This is a genomic window from Sphingomonas sp. AC411, assembly GCF_979253035.1.
In genome coordinates this window covers 2,733,757-2,752,778 of sequence record NZ_CEEDAQ010000001.1, presented here as the reverse complement: position 1 = coordinate 2,752,778, position 19,022 = coordinate 2,733,757, and the positions used below count along the sequence as shown (strand labels likewise).

At 67.8% G+C, this 19,022-nt stretch carries 18 protein-coding genes and 2 pseudogenes; 15 read left to right on the top strand and 5 right to left on the bottom strand.

All coding sequences use genetic code 11. The annotated features are described in order from the left end of the window. Positions 1-12 precede the first annotated feature (12 nt). Positions 13-2,043 (bottom strand): S9 family peptidase, encoded by a 2,031-nt coding sequence (locus AC0IX7_RS14145; protein WP_471812465.1) that lies wholly within the window; start codon positions 2,041-2,043, stop codon positions 13-15. Positions 2,044-2,203: 160 nt separating this feature from the next. On the opposite strand from AC0IX7_RS14145, the gene AC0IX7_RS14140 reads away from it, so the two are divergent. The 6 genes from AC0IX7_RS14140 to AC0IX7_RS14115 all read left to right on the top strand — a co-directional run bounded on the left by AC0IX7_RS14140 (position 2,204) and on the right by AC0IX7_RS14115 (position 7,471). Next, positions 2,204-3,511: a chymotrypsin family serine protease gene (locus tag AC0IX7_RS14140; RefSeq protein ID WP_471812463.1), complete on the top strand. Its 1,308-nt coding sequence runs from the start codon at positions 2,204-2,206 to the stop codon at positions 3,509-3,511. A 106-nt stretch (positions 3,512-3,617) separates the two neighbouring features. Next, positions 3,618-3,923: a sigma factor gene (locus AC0IX7_RS14135; protein ID WP_471812461.1), complete on the top strand. Its 306-nt coding sequence runs from the start codon at positions 3,618-3,620 to the stop codon at positions 3,921-3,923. Next, a complete protein-coding gene (locus tag AC0IX7_RS14130) occupies positions 3,920-4,132 on the top strand; it encodes a sigma-70 family RNA polymerase sigma factor (RefSeq protein WP_471812459.1) in 213 nt (70 codons plus the stop codon). The genes AC0IX7_RS14135 and AC0IX7_RS14130 overlap by 4 nt, the downstream gene beginning before the upstream one ends. Before the next feature lie 51 nt (positions 4,133-4,183). Then, entirely contained in the window at positions 4,184-5,116 is a 933-nt protein-coding gene (locus AC0IX7_RS14125; RefSeq protein ID WP_471812457.1) for a FecR family protein, read from the top strand. 10 nt (positions 5,117-5,126) lie between these two features. Continuing rightward, positions 5,127-7,046: a TonB-dependent receptor gene (locus tag AC0IX7_RS14120; RefSeq protein ID WP_471812455.1), complete on the top strand. Its 1,920-nt coding sequence runs from the start codon at positions 5,127-5,129 to the stop codon at positions 7,044-7,046. A 35-nt stretch (positions 7,047-7,081) separates the two neighbouring features. After that, positions 7,082-7,471 (top strand): hypothetical protein, encoded by a 390-nt coding sequence (locus AC0IX7_RS14115; RefSeq protein ID WP_471812453.1) that lies wholly within the window; start codon positions 7,082-7,084, stop codon positions 7,469-7,471. Positions 7,472-7,593: 122 nt separating this feature from the next. On the opposite strand, the gene AC0IX7_RS14110 is transcribed toward AC0IX7_RS14115, so the two are convergent. After that, entirely contained in the window at positions 7,594-8,085 is a 492-nt protein-coding gene (locus tag AC0IX7_RS14110) for a hypothetical protein (protein WP_471812451.1), read from the bottom strand. 136 nt (positions 8,086-8,221) lie between these two features. Here AC0IX7_RS14110 and AC0IX7_RS14105 point away from each other — a divergent pair, with 136 nt between their 5' ends. After that, positions 8,222-11,428: an autotransporter outer membrane beta-barrel domain-containing protein gene (locus tag AC0IX7_RS14105; protein ID WP_471812449.1), complete on the top strand. Its 3,207-nt coding sequence runs from the start codon at positions 8,222-8,224 to the stop codon at positions 11,426-11,428. Between the two features lie 93 nt (positions 11,429-11,521). Then, positions 11,522-12,604, top strand: a complete 1,083-nt coding sequence (locus AC0IX7_RS14100) for a class I SAM-dependent methyltransferase (RefSeq protein WP_471812447.1) — start codon at positions 11,522-11,524, stop codon at positions 12,602-12,604. Between the two features lie 64 nt (positions 12,605-12,668). On the opposite strand, the gene AC0IX7_RS14095 is transcribed toward AC0IX7_RS14100, so the two are convergent. From AC0IX7_RS14095 to AC0IX7_RS14085, 3 genes are all read right to left on the bottom strand, one after another. Continuing rightward, positions 12,669-13,115, bottom strand: coding sequence for an invasion associated locus B family protein (locus tag AC0IX7_RS14095; protein ID WP_471812445.1), 447 nt, complete (start codon positions 13,113-13,115; stop codon positions 12,669-12,671). Between the two features lie 180 nt (positions 13,116-13,295). Then, positions 13,296-13,517, bottom strand: a complete 222-nt coding sequence (locus AC0IX7_RS14090) for a hypothetical protein (protein WP_471812443.1) — start codon at positions 13,515-13,517, stop codon at positions 13,296-13,298. A gap of 44 nt (positions 13,518-13,561) precedes the next feature. Beyond that, positions 13,562-13,831 carry a histidine phosphatase family protein gene (locus AC0IX7_RS14085; RefSeq protein ID WP_471812441.1) on the bottom strand — a complete coding sequence of 90 codons (270 nt, stop codon included), beginning with the start codon at positions 13,829-13,831 and terminating at the stop codon, positions 13,562-13,564. Positions 13,832-14,117: 286 nt separating this feature from the next. Here AC0IX7_RS14085 and AC0IX7_RS14080 point away from each other — a divergent pair, with 286 nt between their 5' ends. The 7 genes and pseudogenes from AC0IX7_RS14080 to AC0IX7_RS14050 all read left to right on the top strand — a co-directional run. Beyond that, a complete protein-coding gene (locus AC0IX7_RS14080) occupies positions 14,118-14,771 on the top strand; it encodes an outer membrane protein (RefSeq protein ID WP_254687854.1) in 654 nt (217 codons plus the stop codon). Positions 14,772-14,913: 142 nt separating this feature from the next. Beyond that, the gene (gene dnaN, locus AC0IX7_RS14075; RefSeq protein ID WP_056017955.1) at positions 14,914-16,032 is read left to right on the top strand and encodes a DNA polymerase III subunit beta; all 1,119 of its coding nucleotides are present in this window, start codon (positions 14,914-14,916) and stop codon (positions 16,030-16,032) included. Positions 16,033-16,086: 54 nt separating this feature from the next. Then, positions 16,087-16,338 (top strand): type II toxin-antitoxin system Phd/YefM family antitoxin, encoded by a 252-nt coding sequence (locus AC0IX7_RS14070; RefSeq protein ID WP_471812438.1) that lies wholly within the window; start codon positions 16,087-16,089, stop codon positions 16,336-16,338. Continuing rightward, entirely contained in the window at positions 16,335-16,760 is a 426-nt protein-coding gene (locus tag AC0IX7_RS14065; protein ID WP_471812436.1) for a type II toxin-antitoxin system VapC family toxin, read from the top strand. Before AC0IX7_RS14070 ends, AC0IX7_RS14065 begins: the two co-directional genes overlap by 4 nt. Positions 16,761-16,941: 181 nt before the next feature. Next, positions 16,942-17,631, top strand: coding sequence for a Coq4 family protein (locus AC0IX7_RS14060; RefSeq protein ID WP_471812434.1), 690 nt, complete (start codon positions 16,942-16,944; stop codon positions 17,629-17,631). A gap of 64 nt (positions 17,632-17,695) precedes the next feature. Then, a pseudogene (locus AC0IX7_RS14055) lies at positions 17,696-17,917 on the top strand (AAA family ATPase); the annotation flags it as partial. A 168-nt stretch (positions 17,918-18,085) separates the two neighbouring features. Next, positions 18,086-18,921, top strand: a pseudogene (locus AC0IX7_RS14050) (DNA replication/repair protein RecF); the annotation flags it as partial. Positions 18,922-19,022: the final 101 nt, after the last annotated feature.

The following is a 19,022-nucleotide window of genomic DNA, read 5'->3' as shown; positions in this document are numbered from 1 at the left end:
GAGATTAGTTCCCTACTTCCCCGTCCACCTGTCCATCCAGCCCAACACTTCCCCATACCATTGCCGCGAGTTCTTCGGCTTGAGCACCCAGTGGTTCTCGTTCGGGTTCACCAGCAGCCGCGACGGGATCCCGCGCCGCTGCAACGCGGTGAACGTCGCCAGCCCCTGCGTGTACGGAATGCGGAAGTCCTTCTCGCCGGTGATCACCAGCATCGGCGTCTTCCACTTCGCCACGTAATTGACCGGGTTCCATTTCTCGAACGCCTGCGGGTCCTCGTAATAGGCCTTGCCGCCATGTTCCCATTCGTCGAACCAGAGCTCCTCGGTCTCGTACGCCATCGCGCGCGCGTCGAACACGCCGTCATGCTGGACGATGCACTTGAAGCGATCGGGCCACTGCCCCTCGAACCAGTTCATCATGTAGCCGCCATAGGACGCGCCGAGCGCGCAGGCATTGTCGGCATCGAGCCACGCGAACTTGTCGGTCGCGGCCTTCAGCCCCTTTTGCAGATCCTCGAGCGGCCAGCCGCCCCAATTGTTGCTGATCGCATCGGTGAAGCCCTGGCCGTAGCCGGTCGACCCGTGGAAATCGACCGCGACCAGCCCGTAGCCCGCGCCTGCGAACACCGCGGGGTTCCAGCGATAGGACCAGCTGTTGTTGCTCGATCCCTGCGGTCCGCCGTGCACCATGTAGGCGATCGGGACCTTGCCGGTCGAACCGTACGGCTTCACCGCATAGCCCCAGACGGTGTCGGCGTTCGCGCCCTTGAAATTGAACCGCGTGACGGTCGGCATGTCGATCCCGGCGAGCTTCGTCGCGTTGACCTGCGTCAGCCGCTGCGGTGCGCCGGTGCCCAGGCGAAAGAAATCGGCCGGTGCGGTGAGGCTGTCGATCGCCACCACAGGCCCACGCGGCGTGATCGCGACGGCGCCGACATGGCCCTCCTGCGTCAGCCGCGTGACCGCGCCGCTCGACGCATCGACGCGGAACAAGGGCGTCTCCTGCGTGTCGTCCGCGGTCACGTAGAGCGACTTCGAATCGGGCGCCCAGGCGATCGAGCCGACCGACCGGTCCCAGCGCTCGGTCAGCGACACCGTCTTGCCGCTGGCGATATCGCGCAGTGTCAGCACCTGCCGATCCGCCTCGAACCCGGGCCGCCGCATTGCAAAGAACGCGAGCGTGCGGCCGTCTGGGGAGACGGTCGGGAGGTTGTCGGTCGCCTTGTTCGCCGCAGTCAGGTTGACCGGGGCCGCCGAGCCGTCCGCCGGGACCGAGAAGATGTCGAGATTGGTCGACAGCGCCTCGATCCGCCCGGCCTCGCGCAGCGCGAAATAGACGGTGCGGCCATCGGGGCTCCACGACACTTCCTCGCCGCCGCCGAACGGCTTGGACGGCGCATCGCCGACCAGCGTGCCGACCAGCGGAACGCCGTTACCGGTCGCACCCGCGGCGGTCAGCGGCAACACGAACAGCTGCGAGCGCGTGCCGTCCGCCCATGTATCCCAGTGCCGCACGAACAATTGGTCATAGGTTCGCCCGGCCCCCGCGTTCGGGTCCTTCTTGACCATCGCCGGCTCGAGGCTCGGCGCGCCCGGCTTGCGATCCGCCCAGACGAGCAGCTTGTCACCGGTCGGCGCGACCTTGAAACCGCTGAACCCACCCTTGAAGCTGGTGACGCGCCGCGGCGTGCCGCCAGTGACGGGCACCGACCAGACCGCATCCTCGCCGCCCTTGTCCGAGGTGAAATACACCGTGCTGCCGACGATCTGCGGGTCGTTCTCGTTGACCTGTGGGTCGGCGAGCAGCTTCACCGGCGTCGCGCCCGGCGTGCCGAGGTCGAGCCGCCAGAGGTCGAAACGCCCCTTGTCCGCCGCGAGATCGGTCTCGCGCTGCGCCCAGACGAGCCAGCGTCCGTCCTGCGACGTGGTCGGCGCACCGACGCGGCTGAGCATCGTCACGTCGTCGATGGTGAGTTGCCGGGCGGCGGCAGGGGCACTCGCAAAGGCGAGCACGGCGAGGCTGGCAGAGAGCAGGATCTTCATGGCGTGCTTGATAGGACGCTTGCGAGATCGCGCGCAATCACCTCGATCGCTTGCCCGCTCAGCTTCGCTTGCACACCCCCGCTTCGCTTGCGTGAAAGCACCGGTTCAGATCATGGCGGTATCAGGTCATGATCGCCCAACGCCTCCAGGATCGCCTTGCATGTTGAAGTCTTTGATCCGCGGGACGGCAAGCGCGCTGCTTGCGGTTGCCTTGGGGAGCGCGTCCGCCGCGCAGGTCGTTCTCCCGCCCGCGAGTGGCGCGGCGCATGTGCAATTGCCGGTCGATGCGCTGATGCAGGACGCGGCGGAATATGCGCGGCGGTTCGGCGTGCCGTTCGACGAGGCGTTGCGGCGGCTGCGTGCGCAGGGCGACAGCGTGCCGGCGACCGACGCGCTGCGCGAAACCTTCAAGGACCGCTGGGCCGGAATCGCGATCGAGCATCTGCCGACCTACCGGATCGTCGTACTGCTGACCGGCACCGATCCCGTGCCGGACCAGCAGGTCGTCGCCGGCGGGATGACCGTCCCGATCGTCTTCCGCACCGGCGCCACCGCGACGCGCGACGCGGTACTCGCCGCGATCACCACCTATCAGGCGAAGATCCGCGACTCCCTGCCGCATCCGCCCGGACTTGGCGTGGACCAGCGGACCGGCGAGCTTGTCGTGATGACCGCCAGCGCCGACGCCGATCTCGACCGGAACGGCGAATTGCGCGCGCGGATCGCTGCGATGACGGGCGTGCCGGTGCGCATCGATGTCGTCGATCGGCCGCCGGTCGACATGCAGGTCGAGGCTGCTCCCGTTGTGACCCAGGTAGCCCCGGCACCAATCGACAGGGGCGCGATCGAGGGCGGGGCGCGCGTGGTCGGTACCGTCGATGGCAAGCGCTATGCTTGCACGACCGGCTTCGTCGTGTCCGACGGGATGCGCAACGGCGTGGTCACCGCGGCGCATTGCCCGGACACGCTCTCCTATGTCGGCAAGCGCCCTTCGGACGGCAGCCGCGAGGAATGGCCGCTGGCGTTCGTCGGGCAATGGGGCTGGGGATATCAGGACGTGCAGGTCAACGTCGCGACCGCCCCGGGCGTCGCCTACGCGCCGCTGTTCTATGCGGACACCGCCAAGACGCTCGCGCGGCCCGTCGCGACGTGGCGCTACCGCACCAGCACGCGGGCGGGCGACTTCGTGTGTCATCGCGGCGAGCGGACCGGCTATAGCTGTGCGGTGGTGGCGATGGTCGATTTCGCGCCCGCGGGCGATCTGTGCGGCGGCGCGTGCCTGCCGACCTGGGTCGCGGTCGAGGGGCCGACGTGCAAGGCCGGCGACAGCGGCGCGCCGGTGTTCGAGGGCACCACCGCGCTCGGCCTCGTCAAGGGTGGGACCTATCGCCGCGACGGCACGTGCCTGTTCTATTATTACATGTCGACCGACTATCTGCCGCAGGGCTGGACGTTGCTGCATCGGTAACACGGTGCCGGGCGGGCCGATTGTGTCTCTCCGCCAAGCGCTGTAGTCCCGCCGGGAACACGGCGCCGTCGAGCGCCGATCGGCGGCCTATCGACACGGGCGGAACATGGACTCCTCGGGCCTTGAGGCCGTTTTTCTCGCGAACCGCGACACGCTGCTGCGGTTTCTCCGGTCGCTCGGTGCGGGCGACGCGGCGGAGGATCTGCTGCACGAGCTCTGGATGCGGATCCAGACCGCGCCGACCGGGCCGATCGCGTCGCCGCTGTCGTATCTGTACCGGATGGCGAACAACCTGATGCTCGATCGCCACCGCGCGGTGCGGCAGGCGGAAAAGCGCGATCGGGAATGGACCGAAGCGACGGGGGACCGTCGCTCGACCGATCCGAGGAGCCGTCCGCCGAACGCGCCGTGATCGCCCGCGAGCAGGCCGCGCTGGCGGAGACCGCGTTGCAGTCGGTCGGCGACCGCGCCGCGCGGATATTCCGTCGCCACCGGATCGACGGGATCGAGCAGCGGACGGTCGCGGCGGAGTTCGGCGTGAGTCTCAGCACCGTCGAGGGCGACCTGCGAAAGGCCTATCGCGCGATGATCGATGCAAAGCGACGTTATGACGAACCTTGAATCTTCAAGGGCGTACGCGATCGCCTCCGTCTTCGCGTATAGGAGGCCATGATGGCGGAGCATGACGATATCGACGCACGCGCGCCGGACGGGGCCGCACTGGACTGGGTGGTCCGGACCGGCAGCGACGCGTTCGACGACTGGCCGGCGTTCCACGCTTGGCTGGAGGCGGACCCGCGTCATGCGGCGGCATATCATGCGATGTCGGCGGATATCGAGGAGATGGCGGCGTCCGTGCCGGCCGAGGTCGCCGCACCGGTCGTCGTGCCGATGCCGAAGCGGCGCTGGCCCGTCTGGACCGGCGGCGCGATCGCGGCGTCGCTGGCGTTGTTCGTCGGCTATGAGGCGCTCGACACGCGCGCGCACCCCTATGCGGTCGAGACGGCAGCGGGCGCCATGCGGACGGTGCAGCTCGCCGATGGGAGCAGCATCGCGATGGGCGGTGCGACACGGCTGATGCTCGATCGCAACGACCCGCGGATTGCGACGCTGGAGCGCGGCGAGGCGATGTTCGTGGTCCGGCACGACGACAGCGATCCGTTCGAGGTGAGCGTCGGCGGTGCGCGGCTGGTCGATGTCGGGACCGCGTTCGACGTGAAGTACGCGCTGGGCGATACGCGCGTCGCCGTGTCCGAAGGCGCGGTCGACTATAATCCGGGACAGGGCGGCATCCGGCTCGTGAAGGGGCAGGGGCTGCTCGTGCGCGACGGCAAGCCGACCGTGACGGCGGTCGACGTCGCCAGCGTCGGATCGTGGCGCGATAGCGTGCTGGCCTATGAAGGCGCGACGCTGGCGGAGGTCGCGGACGATCTGTCGCGCGCGCTCGGCGTCGACCTGCGCGCCGACCCGACCGTAGCGAAGCGGCCGTTCAGCGGCAGCATCGCCACCGCCAAGCTGGCGAGCGATCCCAGGCTCGCTGGCCCGTTGCTCGGGGTGGCGATCCGCAAGCGCGGCGGCCACTGGGTGATGTCCACGCGCTCGTGAGGATGCGCGGATGTCTGGTCGTCGCGGCGCTCGCCGTCGCCGCTCCCGCGCAGGCGGGGCAGGGGCGGTCGACCTGCCGGCGGGGCGTCTTGGCGACACGGTGCTGGCGCTCGGGCGTCAGTCGGGGACGAGCATCGTCGTCGGCGATCCAAGACTTTGGGCGCGGCGCGTGCCGGCTGTGCGTGGGCGGATGAGCGCACGCGAGGCGCTAGACCGGCTCGCAGTCGCGGCAAACGCCGACGTCGCAGCCGCAGGACCGTTGGGATGGCGGCTCGTCGCGCGCGCGCCGCACGTCGCGATAGTCCGGGTGAAACGTCCGAAGATCGTGCCCGTGCCGGCACCGGCGGTCCAAGGCGCGGATATCGTCGTGACCGGCAGCAAGCGCGACGTGCGGTTGCGCGATTTCGCGGGGCAGGTGGCGTTGCTCGACGGCGTCGATCTCGCGCTCGGCGGCGCGGGCGGGACCGAGGCGATCCTCGCGCGGCTGGCCAGCGTATCGTCGACGCATCTCGGCGCGGGGCGAAACAAGCTGTTCATCCGGGGCATTGCCGATTCCAGTTTCACTGGGCCGACCCAGACCACGGTGGGGCAATATTTCGGGGACCTGCGGCTGAGCTACAACGCGCCCGATCCCGATCTGCGGCTGTACGATATCGCGTCGGTCGAGGTGCTCGAAGGGCCCCAGGGAACGCTGTACGGCGCAGGGTCGCTCGGCGGGATCATCCGCACCGTGCCGAATGCGCCGGAGCTGGGCGCGGTGTCGGCGTCGATCGCGGGCGGTCTGTCGGCCACGTGGCACGGCGATCCGGGGGCTGATTTGGGCGCGACGCTGAACGTGCCGCTCGGCGAGCGGGTGGCGCTGCGCGTAGTCGGCTACGGCGTCAGCGAGGGCGGGTATATCGACAATCCGGTGCTCGACCGGCGCGACGTGAACCGGACGCGGATCGGTGGTGGTCGCGCGATGCTGCGGCTCGATGCGGGGAATGGCTGGACCGTCGATTTCGGCGGGATCGGGCAATGGACCAAGGGCGACGACAGCCAATATGCCGATCGCGACGCGGCACCTCTGACGCGGTCGAGCGCGATCGTGCAGGGCTTCTCGGCGGATTACACGATGGGGCAGGTGGTCGTGTCGGGCGCGATCGGCGGGCTGAAGATCAAGTCCTCGACCGGGATCGTCGGCCAGACGCTGACCGAGCGCTACGATGCGACGTTGCCTGAAGGCGAGGCCCGCGTGTTCGCACAGCGCAATGCGACGTCGATGATCGCGAACGAGACGCGGGTCTGGCGGCCGATGCGGAACGGGTTCGGCTGGGTGGTGGGTGGTAGTTTTACGCACAACCGGACGCGGCTGTCGCGGTCGCTCGGGCCGGTCGATGCGCCCGCGCCGGTGACGGGTGTGACCAACAGCATCGACGAGGCGACGCTGTACGGCGAGGGGAGCGTGCAACTGGTGCGCGGCCTGATCGCGACTGCTGGCGCTCGAGTTACGCGCGCCTCGCTGGCAGGCACCGGCGAGGACGTAGCGCCGGCGCGGCTGGAGACCGTCGCGCTTGCCCGTGCGCGCGTGACCGCGGACCGGATCGAGACGAGCGTGCTGCCGTCCGCCTCGCTGATCGCTGCGGTCCTGCCGAAGGTCTCGCTGTACGGGCGGTATCAACAGGGATTCCGCCCGGGCGGGCTGGCGATCGAGAGCGATTTCGTGCGGCGGTTCGAGAATGACCGCGTGCGAACGCTGGAGAGCGGCGTGCGCTATGGGCTTGCGGGAATCGACAGCGCGTATCTGTCGGCGAGCGTGTCGCACACGATCTGGCAGGATATCCAGGCGGACTTCATAGACGCGACCGGCCTGCCGAGCACCGCCAATATCGGCGACGGGCGGATCTGGACGTTCAGCGCGGCGGGGGATGGAAGCCGGTCGGCGGGCTGACGCTCGACGCTGGCTTCACCTACAACGACAGCCGCGTGACCGAGCCCAGCCCGGCGCTGTTCGTGGCGCTCGCGCGGATGAGCCAGGTGCCGAACATCGCGCGCTATGCCGGGCGGCTTGGGGCGGATTACCGGCGGGATGTCGGGCGGGATCTGGAACTGCGGGTGTATGGGTGGGCGCGCTATGTCGGACGGTCGCGGCTCGGGGTCGGGCCGGTGCTCGGCGAGGAGCAGGGGAATTATTTGGATACGGCGCTGACGGCGCGGGTTGGGCGGGCTTCGTTGGGGGTGACGCTTGGGGTTACGAACCTGACCGACAGCGTCGGCAACCGGTTCGCGCTGGGGACACCGTTTCAGGTCGGGAGCGGGCAGATTACGCCGCAGCGGCCGCGGACGGTAAGGATCGGACTCGACGCCGCGTTCTAAGCCCCCTCCCTGGAAGGGAGGGGTAGGGGTGGGTCGGCTTCCGCATGTTCGAACGGGGGTGGCTCAGGCGGGCCGACCCACCCCAGCCCTCCCTTCAGGGAGGGGAGCCAGATAGTGTCAGTTCAGCCCTTCGCGTTCGCCAGCGCGCGCTGGTCCGCGGGGAGCAGCGCCAGGGCGGTCTTGTAGCAATCCTCGACATGCGAGTTGCCGACCAGCTTCATCGCGCCGAAGCTGATCGTCGCGGCCACCGCCGACCCCGCGAAGGGGATGAACTTCGCCATCGATCCCACCGCGATGCGCGCGCCGATGCGGCGGAGGAGGGCGACGACGATGCGCTTGGTCACCATCCGGCCGATCATCGTGTTGCCGAGGCTCGACGCCATCACCAGCGCCTGTTGCGCGATCTGCGGCTCGAGCTTTTTCACCTGGTCGTGATCGAGGCCGAAGCGCTTGCTGATCTCGGGCAGCAGCTTGGTGAGCAGGCCGATGTCCGCGACGATATCCGCGCCGGGGATCGGCACGACCGCAGCCCCCGCCGACATCATCGAGCGCGTCGTGACGAGGCGCTTGCTATCGTCGCGGATGCGGTCGAGTTCGGCGATGGTAGTGATCATGCTGGCGTTTCCCTGAAATTATCGAGCCGACAACGCGCCGCCGGGGTCCTGGTGCCACGGGATAATAGCGCGCGGTTCAAGGTTCGCGAGCCCCGCCTCCGTCCTCTTTTTGAAAACACATCGAAAAGGGTTCCGTATGCGTCGTCTCCTGCTGACCACCACCTGCCTGTTCGCGATCTCGTCGCCGCTGCAGGCGCAGACCGTGATCGACACCAAGCGGACCGATGCGGTGCGGACCTCGACGATCAAGGCGGGCGCACCCGATAACATCCGCATCGCCGCCGCGGGTTCGGTGACGCCGACCAGCGGCACCGCGGTCACGGTCGACAGCGTCAATTCGGTCGTCAACGAAGGCACGATCCAGGTCACTAACGCCGACGGATCGACCGGCATCCTCGCCAACGCAGGCACTGGCGGCGGCATCACCAACGCGGTGGCGGGCAAGATCATCGTCGATGAAAGCTATGTCGCGACCGATACCGACAAGGACGGCGACCTCGACGGCCCGTTCGCGGCGGGCACCGGACGCACCGGCATCCGCACCGCGGGCGCCTACACGGGCTCGATCGTTAACAGCGGCGCGATCACGGTGAAGGGCAACGACTCCGCTGGCATCTGGCTCGGCGGGCCGCTGACCGGCGCGTTCACGCATGACGGGCAGACCTCGGTCACCGGCGATCGCTCGACCGGCGTGCGGATCGCGGACGTGACCGGCAACGTCCGGCTCGCGGGCACCATAGCGGCGATCGGGCAGGGCGCGGTGGCTGCACGCGTCGATGGTAACATCACGGGTGCGCTCGTCGTCCAGGGCGCGCTGGGCTCGACCGGCTATCGCTACGTGACGGCCCCCGCCGACCCCTCGAAGCTCGAAGCCGACGATCTGTTGCAGGGCGGTTCCGCGCTGGTCGTCGCCGGCGACGTCTCGGGCGGGATCATCTTCGCGGTGCCGCCGAAGGACGCGAGCACCACCGATACCGACGAAGACAAGGACGGCCTGCCCGACGCCACCGAAGGCTCGGCGGCGATTACCTCCTATGGCGCGGCGCCCGCGGTGCAGATCGGCTCGGCAACGCGTGCGGTCGCGATCGGCGCGGTCGCGGGGACGGGAACCGGCTTCGGCCTGATCGTCGACGGCGGCATCGCGGGTAGCGGCGTCTATGGTGGCGTCGAGGGCAACGGCCTGGCGATCGGCGGGCTTGGTGGCGCGGTGACGATCGCCGGCGGGATCGGCATCAACGGCACTGTCGCCGCCGCCTCGAACGGCGCAAGCGCAACCGGGTTGAAGCTCGGCAGCGGTGCGTCGACCCCTGAAATCCGTAATGCCGGCACGATCTCCGCAGCCGGCGGCGGCACGGCCGCATCGCGCTCGACGGCGGTGCTGATCGACACCGGTGCCTCGGTCGCGACGGTCCGCAACAGCGGCACGATCAAGGCCACCGCACAGGCCGCCGACGGCACCGCGATCGCCATCCTAGACCGATCGGGCACCGTCACACTGGTCGAGAACAGCGGCGCGATCGGCGCGTCGGGCGCGCTCGCCACCTCCGAGCGCAACGTCGCGATCGATCTGTCGGCGAACACGACCGGCACGATCGTTCGCCAGACCGCGGTCGCGACCGGCATCGCCGCGCCCGCGATCGTCGGCGACGTGCGCTTCGGCACCGGCAACGACCTGTTCGACGTTGCGGATGGTACTGTCACCGGAACGGCGCGCTTTGGGACAGGCAACAACCGCCTCGCGCTGTCGGGCGACGCGACCTTCACCGGCGGGGCGGTGTTCGGCGCCGGCAACGATGCGCTCACGCTGGCCGGTACGTCGGTGTTCGTCGGTGCGGCGAACTTCGGCGGCGGTACCGACACGCTGACGCTCGGCGGCACCTCGCGCTTCTCGGGCACCCTCGCCAACGCGCAAGGGCTCGCGGTCGCAGTGAATGGCGGCACGCTCGACATCACCCAGGCTGCGTCGATCGCCTCGCTCTCGGTCACCGGGGGCGGCGTGCTCGCCGTGACGCTCGACAAGGCCGGCGGCACCAGCACGGCGATCCAGGTCGCGGGCACCGCAGCCTTCGACAAGGATTCGAAGCTCGCGCTGAAGCTCACCAGCGTCGTCGATGCCGAGGGCCGCTACACCGTCCTGCGCGCCGGCACGCTGACGGGCGCTGCAAACCTCACCGCGACCACGACCCTGCTCCCGTTCCTGTACAAGGGCAGCATCGCGACCGGCACGGGCAACGACCTGGCGGTCGACGTGGCGCGTAAATCGTCGATCGAACTCGGGCTCAACCGCTCGCAGGCGTCGGCCTATGACGCGATCTACAAGGCGCTCGGCAACGACGCGAAGATCGGCGGTGCGTTCCTCAACATCACCGATGGCGACGCATTCCGCGGTTCGGTCCGCCAGATGCTGCCCGACCATGCCGGCGGCACGTTCGAGGCGGTCACGATGGGCTCGCGCGCGACCGCCCGCGTGCTCGCCGATCCGCACGGTCCGTTCAAGGACGAAGGCAAATGGGGCTATTGGGTGACGCAGGTCGCGTGGGGCACGTCGAAGAGCGTCGCCGATACCGCGGGCTACGACATCAGCGGCTGGGGTGTTTCGGCGGGCGCGGAATACAAGACCGGCGTCGGCAATTTCGGGACGTCGCTGGCGTATCTGAACGGGCAGGATGCCGATGACGGCACCAATAACGAAGTCCGCTCGAACCAGTATGAGCTGGCTGGATATTGGCGCGGGCATTGGGGTGGTCTGCAGGCGAACGCCCGCGTCTCGGGCGCCACGATCAAGTTCGACGGCTCGCGCGAATTTAGCGGTACGATCGGTAGCGAAGCGGTCGATCGGAGCACGAACGGCGATTGGAACGGCACGCTCTACGCGGCATCCGGCGGGCTGTCGTACGAGGCAGGCAAGGGCAAGCTGATCGTCCGCCCCGTCCTCGCGATCGATTACTACAAGCTCAAGGAGGACGGCTATAGCGAGACCGGCGGCGGCAAGGCGATCGACCTCGTCGTCCAGTCGCGTACCAGCGACGAACTCGCGGTCACCGGCAGTGGCGCGCTGGGGCTGAACTTCGGCGGTCCCGACTATCAGGACGGCTGGTTCCGCGTCGAGGCGGAGGGTGGTCGTCGACAGATCGTCGGTGGCGGCCTCGGCGCGACCACCGCGGCGTTCGAAGGCGGCCAGTCGTTCACGCTGACGCCGGAAAAGCGCACCAGCGGCTGGGTCGGCAAGCTGCGCGGCGTCGGCGGCAACGGCATCTTCCGGATGGGTGGCGAGTTCAACGCCGAGCAGCAACAGGGCCGCGTCGCCCTGTCGCTGCGTGCGAGCCTGCAGATTGGACTGTAGGCGGCGGCTGAGTTCGGGGGCGGGGCTTTTCGGGGTGAGTATGGCTCGTTTCCGCCCCGGACTGTTGTCGGCGCATAGCGAGGAGCGAATATCATGGCCGAAGACCGTTTGAACATCGACACCAAGACCCTCGAGGACAATAGCGACCTTCGCCAGGTCGAGTTCGAGGCCGAGGTGAGCGAGGAACGCTATCAGTTCGCGGTCCAGTATGATGTGCTCGAAGCGCTCAGCGCCGTATCGCCCGAGGGTGAGGCGGTGACGATCTTCAAGCAGCATGCCGAAGAGATCGCGCAACTCGGCGTCGTCGCATTGGCCCGCGATCCCGACCAGGAGATCGTCGTGATCAGCGAGAACGATCTGGACCAGCGGCGTCTTCCGGCCGATCCTGTTGATCGATCCGGCAGCGTCGTCGGGACTGGTGGGAGACGGATGATGAAGTCGATCTGGACGGGCGCCGCATTGGCGATGACGATTGCCGCCGGCACCGGTGTTGCCGATGCCCAGAAAGCGAGCCCGGCGATCACGAAAGCACTGGCCGAGCCCACGCGGGCCGATCAGCAGGGCGACGATGCACGCCGCAAGGCCGCCGAAGTGCTGGCGTTCTCGGGCGTGAAGCCGGGCAACGTCGTCGTCGATTACCTGCCGGGTGCGGGGTATTGGACGCGGATCTTCACCGGCATCGTCGGTCCAAAGGGTCACGTCTATGCGGTATGGCCCGCCGCCGGTGCGAAATATGCCGAGACGTCGCTGCCGGCGTTGCAGGCGCGCAGCCTCGCCAACGTGACGGCCGAGGTGCAGCCGACCAACATGCCGACCTCGCCCCGGCCGGTCGACGTCTTCTGGACCGCGCAGAATTATCACGACATTCCCAACAAGGGCGCGGGCGAGCCGGCGTTGCGGGCGTTCGACGGCGCGGTGTTCCGGATGCTCAAGCGTGGCGGCACGTACATCGTCATCGATCACGCCGACGCACCCGGCAGCGGCATGAGCGGTACCGAGACGCGGCACCGGATCGATCCGGCGGCGGTGAAGGCACAGGTCCAGGCGGCGGGGTTCAAGTTCGTCGGCGAATCGACCGTGCTGCGCAACCCGGCGGACGATCACAGCAAGGGTGTGTTCGATCCGGCGATCCGCGGCCAGACCGACCAGTTCGTCTACAAGTTCCGCAAGCCGTAAGCGGGCCTTGCGGCTGGTCGACGGCGTCGGCGAGCCGTTCAGGGACGTCCTGGAAAGTTGCGCCTTACCGCGCCGAGCACGCCAGCACCGCAGCGTCGATTGCGGTCGCCGCGCCCGACAGCGCGTAGACGTCTGCGAATGGCCGCCCGCCGACACCGACCGCTTCGACGCTCATGCTTCGGCCCGAGCGCAGCGCCGCGACGATCGCGCGATCGCTCGGTGCGTCGGTTGCCCAGGCGTCGAGACCGTTCGCGACCAATTGGAACCGTCGCTCGCCGATTGTCAGCGTCACGCCTGCCGATCGATCACGCTCGCGGCTGAGGCGGATATGGAGCGATGCGCGCAGGTTGCGTTTGGGCCAGGTCGCGATGCTGGCGAAACCGCTCGATCGGCCCCCGGCCATCACCGGCCGCGCGATCGCGTAACAGCGGTCGGGATTGGCGTCGCGAAAACTGCCCCAGCCCTTGTAGATGCCGATCGTGTCGCGTCCAGAAACTGGCGCCGCGGGCACGAGCGATAACGCCGCGAGTACCCAAACCCCTTTCCCTGGAAGGGGGCGGCAGAGGTGGATCGGCGCATCTGAGCCCCAGCGGTCCGACCATGCGGAAGCCGCCCCAGCCCCAAACCCTCCCATTCAGGGAGGGTGTAGAGGTTCGCAGCCGCGGCTTGAGGCCTTGGAACCAACCAAATTTCACGCCGGCGCGAATCCCGTACCCAGATGCGGCACGGTGGCCCGGCCGCTCTCGACCAGCGTCACCGACCCCTGCGGCAATCCCTTCGCGACCGGCGCACCCAGTATCGGATCGACCGCCGCCCCGGTCATCACGCCGAGCATCACGCGACTCGAAATCCCGTGCATGATGACCAGCCGGTCGCCGGTATCCTCCGCCGTCTCGGCAAGCCATCCGCTCACACGGGAGGCTATTTGAGCGTAGGTCTCGCCATCGGGCGCAGGCTTCAGCGTACCCCCGGCAGCATCACCGGCCCGACCTCGTCGATCACGTCGGCATAATAGCGCCCGCCCCAGGACCCCATGTCGATCTCGACCAATCGCGGATCGGTCCGCGCGCCATGCCAGTCCAGCTCCAGATGCTCGCAGATCACCGCCAGCGTCTGCAACGCGCGGCCTGTCGGTGATGCCCATAAAGTCAGCGCCGGTTTCGCCCCCAGCAATCCGCGCAACGCCCGCCCAAGCTCGTCCGCCTGCGCGAACCCCGCCCGTGTCAAAGGCGTGTGCGCGGCATCCCCTGCAACCGGTGCGCGGCATTGAACACGGTTTCGCCGTGCCGCGCGACGAAATCCCGACCCGTGCGCGCAGCCGGAATGTCGCTTGAACGGGCGTCCGCTTCACCCTGCCGTTGGCTTGGAATCATAGCCCGCGTTTCAACCCCCTGTGGCGCAAAAGCAACGGATTTCCGTGTTTATCTGGGGTTCATGCAACGCTCCGGCGGTTGGTCCATTGGAGCGGTCCACCCCGCGTTTTGGGGTGACCAGATAGTAAGGAGTAACCCCAATGCGTACGCTTATCGCCGTCTCGCTGCTCGCCACCACCGCAGTAGCAGCACCCGCCCTCGCGCAGACCAACCCGACCTTCACCGGCCCCCGCGTCGAGGCCACGCTCGGCTACGACCACACCGGCGCCGGCAGCAGCGTGTCCAACAACAATGGGCGCGACGACCAGAAGATCGATGGCCTGCTGTACGGCGGCGGCATCGGCTACGACATCGCGACGTCGGACAACATCGTGCTCGGCGCCGAGGCCGAACTGACCGGCTCGACCTCGAAGAGCGACCGCAACGACTATACCAGCGACTTCGGCTTCGGTCGCGTCAAGCAGGGCCGCGATATCTATGTCGGCGCGCGCGCAGGCTATGTCGTCGCACCGACGACGATGCTGTACGTCAAGGGCGGCTACACCAATGCGAAGCTGAACGTGCTTGCCGGCGACACCAACCAGACGACCGACACCGATTTCAATCTCGACGGCTGGCGCGTCGGTGCCGGTGCTGAGCACGCGGTTGGTCCGAACAGCTATGCCAAGCTCGAATATCGCTATTCGAAGTACGAGCGCAGCAACATCGACTATGCGACCGGCGGCACCAGCGGCCGATTCGACGTCGACACGGATCGCCACCAGGTGGTCGCCAGCTACGGCTTCCGCTTCTGATCGAACGGTGCGCGCGTTTTAACGCGACGTTTACCGTGATCAAAGAAGAGTCGGGGCGCTTGCTCCGACCCTTTGTTGTTGGGTAAGCCATTTGCGGATTGCCCCCAGCCCCGAGTCCGGCTGCGGTGGCGGGGGAATTTTGATGAAGGCGACGATCGAACGCGCAACGCTCCTCAAGGGGCTGAGCCATGTCCAGTCCGTGGTGGAGCGGCGCAACACCATCCCCATCCTGTCGAACGTGCTGATCGAGGCGACTGCCGAGGGCACGCTCAAGCTGATGGCGACCGATCTTGATCTCCAGATCAACGAATCGATCGCCGCGGCGGTCGACCAGCCCGGCGCGACCACCGTGTCCGCGCACACGCTGTTCGACATCGCGCGGAAGCTCCCTGAGGGGTCTCAAGTCCAGCTCGCCGCGTCGGAAGGCCGGATGAGCATCGTCGCAGGCCGCGCGCGCTTCTCGCTCGGCACGCTACCGCGCGACGATTTCCCGGTGATCGCCGAGGGCGAACTGCCGACCCAGTTCGAACTGCCCGCCGAGACGCTCAAGCAGATCATCGACAAGACGCGCTTCGCGATCTCGACCGAAGAGACGCGCTATTACCTCAACGGCATCTTCCTGCATGTGGCGGACGGCGACAGCTCGAACCCGGTGCTGAAGGCCGCCGCGACCGACGGCCACCGCCTCGCGCGCGTCACGCTGCCGCGTCCCGAGGGTGCCGAGTCGATGCCCGACGTGATCGTGCCGCGCAAATGCATCGGCGAGTTGCGGAAACTGCTCGACGAGGTCGACGGTTCGGTCGGCGTCTCGCTGTCGCCGACCAAGATCCGCTTCGACCTCGGCCAGGCGATCCTGACCTCGAAGCTGATCGACGGCACCTTCCCCGATTACAGCCGCGTGATCCCGACCGGCAACGACAAGATCTTGAAGATCGACCCGAAGAGCTTCATGGAAGGCGTCGACCGCGTCTCCACGATCGCGACGGAGAAGACGCGGGCGGTGAAGATGGCGCTCGACCGCGACAAGATCACGCTGTCGGTGACCTCGCCCGAAAACGGCACCGCGGCGGAGGAAGTCCCCGGCGATTACGTCGCGCTCCCGTTCGAGATCGGCTTCAACAGCCGCTACCTGATGGACATCCTCGCCCAGATCGACGGCGACATGGTCGAGGTGCATCTGGCCGACGCCGCCGCCCCGACGCTGATCCGCGAGAACGACAAGTCGCCCGCGCTGTACGTGCTGATGCCGATGCGCGTGTGATTCGGTCTGTCTGTCGCGGCGTGGTATGGCGGGGCGACAGGCAGGAGCCGGATCATGGACTCGATCAATATTGCTGATCTGAAAGACGAGCTGGACACGCTCATCGACCGGCTCGAGGCGGGTGAGGCCGTCCAAATCACCCGCAACGGCCAACCCTTCGCCCGCGTGACCCCCGAGGCACTGCCGCTGCCGCGCCGCAAGCCCATCGACGTCGGCGCGCTCGAAGCGCTGGCGAAGCGACTGCCTTTCCAGGAACAGGGTGCAGGCGACTTCGTGCGCATGATGCGAGACGGCGATCGGTATTGACCGTCTATTGCGACACGTCGCTGATCATCGCCTCGTTGACATACGAGGCGCATAGTCCGGCGGTATGGCGATGGCTTCGCACACAGTCAGACCGACGTTTGTATGTGAGCGACTGGACCGATACCGAGGTTTCCAGCGCGCTCTCGCTGAAAGCTCGTACCGGACAGATTTCTGCCACGGACCGAATCGAGCTTCTGGAAGCATGGCGCGCATCGATCGGCACGAACTACGAACGCGTCGGCGTATCGACGGAGAATTTCGCGACCGCCGCGCGCTTCGTCGAGCGCTACGAACTCGGGTTGCGCGCTGCCGATTCTCTCCATCTTGCAATCGCTTACGCACATGGACTGGCGATGGCGACGCTCGATACGCGGCTCCGACAGGCAGCGATCGAATACGGCGTTGCTGTCGAGAGTATCTAGTGTTCCGTACTTGAACCCGTCGCCGAATCTGATACTAACAGCAATGTCAGTAAGGAGTCGACTCGATGGCGAAGCTTCCTCCGTTTCCGGTACGACCGGTCGTCGCGATTGGCGCACCGCATTCGATGCGATCAGGAAACTGCTCGCGAACGGTGACGACACGACGCAGGTTTTCCGCATCATGCGCGCGCTGAACGTCGGCAATGCGCCGATGAACTACGCGCGGCTGATCGCCACCGAACAGGGCGGGCGGATCGCCTATGACCGGGTCGAATTGGCGCAGCGCTTCTCCGATCCCGCGTTCGTCGCGGGTTTCGCGCCGGGCACGGTCGGGGCCGCGTATCGCACGTTCCTCGAGACGACCGGCTATTCCGCCGACGGGCTGGTCGAGGTTTCGCGGCTCGTGCCGTCCGAGGACGATCTGGCGCATCCCTATGCGTGGTTCGGCCGGCGGGTTCGCGACACGCACGACATCTGGCACGTGCTGACCGGCTACAAGGCCGACGAAAGCATGGGCGAAGCGGCGCTCGTCGCGTTCAGCTATGCGCAGGTCGGCGGGCTCGGCTGGGCGCTGATCGGTTCCGCGGCGGCGCTGAAGAGCATGCGCGTCACCGGCAGCACGCTGTTCGCGAAGGCAGTCTGGGAAGGCTATCGCAACGGGCGGAAAGCGAGGTGGATTTCCGGCGAGGATTATTTGGAACTCCTCCACGAACCGCTCGATGCCGCCCGCGCGCGGCTCGGGATCGTCACGCCGTTCGCCTATCTGCGGGCACAGCGCGAGCTCGGGCCGGCGCTCGCGTCGTATCTCAGCACGCAGAAGGCGGCGACCGCAGCGGCACCCGCGACCGCGCCGGAGCGGATCGCCGCCTGAGTGCTGTTGGCGCGGGCCTGTGTGAGGCTGACACGGGGCGAAAATTGCGGCTAAGGGCGGTGCAATGCTCTCGCGCCTCGTCCTAACCGATTTCCGCAATCACGCCGACCTGACGCTTCAGCCGAGCTCAGGGTTCGTCGTGCTGACCGGGGAGAACGGTGCGGGGAAGACCAATATCCTAGAGGCGGTGTCGCTGCTCGCACCGGGTCGCGGACTGCGCCGGGCCGCGCTGGGCGAGATGGCGCGGCAGGGCGGGGCAGGCGGCTTCGGTGTCGCGGCGACCTTGTCCCCACAACGCGAACAAGAGGTCGTTACCTCGTTCCCTCCCGCTTGCGGGAGGGGTTAGGAGGGCGCGACCTACGTACTGGCGTCCGGTCTCGAGGAAAACGCGTCCCTCCCCCAACCCCTCCCGCAAGCGGAAGGGAAGCTAGAAGCGAAACAGGACGCTCCTGCAGCCGGCGAAGTCGACGTCGCCACCGGCACCCTAGCTTCCGCCCCCGAACGCCGCATCGTCCGCATCCAAGGCGCCACTACCACCGCCAACGCGCTCGCCGAGTGGCTCACGATCCTCTGGCTCACCCCGGCGATGGATCGCCTCTTCGTCGCCCCGGCGGGCGAGCGCCGCGGTTTCCTCGACCGCCTCACGCTGGCCCTCGCCCCGCCCACGCGCACCACGCCGCCCGCTACGACGCAGCGATGCGCGCGCGAAACCGCCTGCTCGCCGACGAAGGCCGCCCCGATGGCGACTGGCTCTCCGCGCTCGAAGCGCAGATGGCCGAGCACGGCGCCGCGGTCGATGCTGCCCGGCGCGAGACCGTCGCGCTGCTCGGCACGAGGCTCGCGCACCAGGATGACGGCCCGTTTCCCCGCGCCGGCCTCGCGCTCGAAGGCTGGGCCGGCGACACCACTCGCCTCCAAGCCGACCTCGCCCAGGGCCGCGCGCGAGATTCCGCCGCCGGCCGCACGCTCGTCGGCCCGCACCGCGTCGACCTCGCGGTAACGCATCTCGACAAGGCGCGCGCAGCCTCGCTCGCGTCGACCGGCGAACAGAAGGCGCTCCTCCTCGGCATCGTCCTCGCGCATGCCGAACTGGTCGCCGAACGGACCGGCCAGTCGCCCGTGCTGCTGCTCGACGAGGTTGCCGCGCATCTCGATCCGGCCCGACGCGCGGCGTTGTTCGAGCGGCTGTCGGGACGCGGGCAGGTGTGGATGACCGGCACCGAAGATGCGCTGTTCGACGCGATTGGCGGCGGCGCGACGCGCATCGCCGTAGGCCACGCTAATCACTGAAAGAAAAAGATAATCTTCGGCTGAACACAGGCTGTCGATCGAGGTCACTGTGCGTTCAAGCGGCCGCGGGCAGAGCCCGTCCCATCGAAGATCACGGAGAG

Coding starts and splice junctions, on each gene's coding strand:
- AC0IX7_RS14100 (WP_471812447.1), top strand. CDS start 11,522: ATGGCCGAAGACCGTTTGAACATCGACACCAAGACCCTCGAGGACAAT.
- AC0IX7_RS14145 (WP_471812465.1), bottom strand. CDS start 2,043: ATGAAGATCCTGCTCTCTGCCAGCCTCGCCGTGCTCGCCTTTGCGAGT.
- dnaN (WP_056017955.1), top strand. CDS start 14,914: ATGAAGGCGACGATCGAACGCGCAACGCTCCTCAAGGGGCTGAGCCAT.
- AC0IX7_RS14105 (WP_471812449.1), top strand. CDS start 8,222: ATGCGTCGTCTCCTGCTGACCACCACCTGCCTGTTCGCGATCTCGTCG.
- AC0IX7_RS14135 (WP_471812461.1), top strand. CDS start 3,618: ATGGACTCCTCGGGCCTTGAGGCCGTTTTTCTCGCGAACCGCGACACG.
- AC0IX7_RS14060 (WP_471812434.1), top strand. CDS start 16,942: ATGCGCGCGCTGAACGTCGGCAATGCGCCGATGAACTACGCGCGGCTG.
- AC0IX7_RS14110 (WP_471812451.1), bottom strand. CDS start 8,085: ATGATCACTACCATCGCCGAACTCGACCGCATCCGCGACGATAGCAAG.
- AC0IX7_RS14140 (WP_471812463.1), top strand. CDS start 2,204: ATGTTGAAGTCTTTGATCCGCGGGACGGCAAGCGCGCTGCTTGCGGTT.
- AC0IX7_RS14120 (WP_471812455.1), top strand. CDS start 5,127: ATGTCTGGTCGTCGCGGCGCTCGCCGTCGCCGCTCCCGCGCAGGCGGG.
- AC0IX7_RS14080 (WP_254687854.1), top strand. CDS start 14,118: ATGCGTACGCTTATCGCCGTCTCGCTGCTCGCCACCACCGCAGTAGCA.
- AC0IX7_RS14070 (WP_471812438.1), top strand. CDS start 16,087: ATGGACTCGATCAATATTGCTGATCTGAAAGACGAGCTGGACACGCTC.
- AC0IX7_RS14125 (WP_471812457.1), top strand. CDS start 4,184: ATGGCGGAGCATGACGATATCGACGCACGCGCGCCGGACGGGGCCGCA.